The 3164-nt window shown below is 36.8% G+C and carries 1 protein-coding gene and 2 pseudogenes; all 3 read right to left on the bottom strand.

What is annotated here, in order from left to right; genetic code table 11:
* Positions 1-89: 89 nt before the first annotated feature.
* Positions 90-1610, bottom strand: coding sequence for a TolB-like translocation protein (locus tag G493_RS0122410; protein WP_028582154.1), 1521 nt, complete (start codon positions 1608-1610; stop codon positions 90-92).
* Positions 1611-1757: 147 nt separating this feature from the next.
* Positions 1758-1874 (bottom strand): annotated as a pseudogene (locus tag G493_RS34935) (acyl carrier protein); the annotation flags it as partial.
* Positions 1875-2852: 978 nt separating this feature from the next.
* Positions 2853-3164: pseudogene (locus G493_RS34155) on the bottom strand (hypothetical protein); the annotation flags it as partial.

Genomic DNA, 3164 nt, shown 5'->3' with positions numbered 1-3164 from the left:
AGAGACGGGCTTGTCCAACCACGGATAAGATTGTGGTTCGTTCGTTCCTCACTCACACAATCTATCCTTATTCGTTCTGTTTTTATATTTTATTGAATCCATCTAAAATCATAATAACGATAACTTGGATCAATTATATATTTTCTTGCATTGTCATTTGGATCAACCACGACAAGGAAGTAATTGTCCCCTAATATTTGCTTATGAGGAACTTGAATTAAATATCTTTTTCCACTTGGTGAAATAGCATATTGATCTCTTGAACCTTTGATGACTAGACTAGGGGTACGTTTCTCAATATCCATTTTCCAAATCTCTCTTTTATAAAAACCTGATTCTCTTAAAAATGTTAACTCGTTACTGCTTGGAATTACAGTTGGCATAAATCCTTCTACAAGACTTTCTACATTAGATGTTTCTAAATTAAAAATAAAAAGATCGATAGGGAATTGACCAGGTTCGGCGTGGCTTCTGCCATAAAAATGAGTTGTGGATTTATCTTCTTGGATTTGCATAAGAGTTTCATTTCTGAGAGAAGAAAATATTATGTTTTTTGAGTCATTGGTCCAAGCGAGCCCTTCATTGAGGGAGAACCGAGATGCCGTATTGATTAAAGCCCCTGATTTTAAGTCGTAAATATTTAAAGCACATGCCTCACCAAGTCGGAAATGACTTTCATTGTCTTTAGGGACATAAATGTTCTGTGTAGTTGTTTCCAGTACTGCTAATTTACTTAAATCAGGGGACACTCTTACATCTGCAAAACTACCTTTCATTTTAATTATAGTAGAGAGCGTACCCTCATCTAATACTGTTAAAGAGAAGTAAGGAGCTACTCCCGTTTTACTCTTTTGTGTCCCTATCCAACGGATATATGCGAGTATGTTACTCTGTACATCCCATCGCTTTAAATCATTCCCATCATTTTGAAAGCCAGGGTCAATTGTCTCCCATGAACTATTTGCAACATCATATTTTTTAACAATATGCTTTGCCAAACTGTTAGTGGAGGGAAGTCTTTCAATTGTGTAAATGTACCCAGTTTCTTCTTTAAGTAATGAAACATCAGTCCAATTTTTTATACTATAATTGTCAGCAAATCCAGCGTAAACCAAATAAGCAAAAATAAGACCGAATTGAGATGTAAATACGAAAAGATAGCTGATGATGTTTAAACCAAAGGAAACCTTTATTGTTCGTTTCCAGTCAAAAGCCTCTTTGCGATAAAGGAATTTCAATGCTGGGGTTTCTGTAGTCATGGTCAAAAAGAACATTGGGATATAAAGCCCCATCATCCCCCAAATCATTTGTTCCTTGAAGAATATCCATGCAGTTATGGAACCAGCCGCACTGGAAATAATGTTAATTATGGTTGCCCGCCAAAGACTTGAAAGGAATGATACTGGTTTTACCCATTTCCAGAGAAGCAGAGCTTCTACAAAAATTATCAGTACTGTGAGAATAGATGCAGGCACTACTGTGTCAGGAGTAAATAGATTGAATAAGGGATTAATGGCATCCGCTTGACTATGATGTGGAAATAATAAAATAAATACGGCAACAAGAAGGGCTGAATGAGATAGTGAGTTTTTATGGATTGATTTGGTCATGTTGTTTTGAACAGAACGTTGCGATAACCGGCCGCAAATTGCGTAAGAATAATTTTGAATTTTCGTTGAGATTTTTGCGTGGCTCATAGGCTTCAATGCCGCGATGCTTTGCAGTCCGTGTTTATTGGCTGGTTATCTAATTATTTAATCCATACCTAAGTCATCAACAAAATGTGAATTAGGCAAGATCAACTCAGAATTAACTGATAGTTGCTCGACTACTATTTCTTTTACACGATCATAAACTTCTTGCCTTGACCAAATAGTACTGTCTAGGGAAGCATTTATTTTCACTAAGTCGGCTACTGTTTGAAAGTTATCGGGAAATTCATTTTTGAGTGGCTCTGTAATCATGGAAAACAAACCTAGATAAAAGAAAATAATCAAAAAAGACAAACCAACTTGATACTCGAAAATATAAAGACTAATTGCAAAAACTATAAGGCTACTTGATAACCTTATTTTTTGTAAATACTTTGGCTTGTTAAATTCTAAACACACAACATCATTGCTTGATAGATCACGAGTAATCTCTTTAAGGAATTTCTTTCTGTTTTTCTTGTCAACAAGATCAACCAGTTTTGTATTTGGCTTTATACTATTTCGTTTAACTCCAAACCTTTGGATAATTTTTCTTCTAACAATATAAAAACTTTGCTGTGAAGAGCAGTATTGAGATCCGACTTTTCTTAGTTTTGAGAATACAAGATTTGTAAGATCGTCAGGTGTTTGGACGTTGTAAGCTTCATCTTCTTTTATGACAATTTGAAATTTCTCTTCAATTGCCATTATGAGTTCGACACCATCTAATCCCATTTTTTCTCTAGATAACAAGTAATTATGAAGTTTCTCGATAACACACCCCTGTTCAGAGGCTGGCAATTTCGGCCTACGTGCAAGCGCTAGCATGTGCTCTGGGCTTGCCGCCGGGCCAATTAGTTTAAAACTCTGCGTGTAATCGACCATTTAACGAGTTAATTCTATAAAACAACTTGACTCAAGCTTTGTCAATTTACAAACTCATCGTGCTCGATAACATACATCTTTTGTATGCTATAAAGTTTCTTTGTAACTGCATGAGACCTGTACCCGCTAATCTGCTTTGTATCTACCAGGGACTGTTACACAGATCCCGGATTGATAGCACATGCGTAACAGTTCGCCCCAGGGCAAGCGCACGAAAATGTCACATTAAGGTGCATTTAAGACCTCATCTTTGCGGCTACGCTTAAATAAAACTGATTATTTCGGATTTAGGGGAGCCCTTCGAAATCCACCAAGAGAGGAAGAAATCAAAAGGATCTGTAGCCAACAATCGTGATATCGCCTACCATTCAACTGTTCAGCTGGACTTTTTAATCCAGCATGTTGTTTTACTGTTTTCGGATTTTGTTGAGCAAAATTCTTGATGAGCACCCAACCTCGAATATTTTGTTCCGCTGCTTCCACTAGTTTTCTGATTTTCTGGGAAAATGAACGCCTTGTGGGTGCTTCAAAACACTCCCAGAGTTTTGTCGCTGCTGTGACGAATAGCTCCTTGTGTTTTTTCTTGGA

The sequence above is a fragment of the Desulfogranum japonicum DSM 18378 genome (assembly GCF_000429945.1).
Classification (GTDB): Bacteria; Desulfobacterota; Desulfobulbia; order Desulfobulbales; family Desulfobulbaceae; genus Desulfogranum; species Desulfogranum japonicum.
This window is presented reverse-complemented; position numbering and strand designations above follow the sequence as displayed.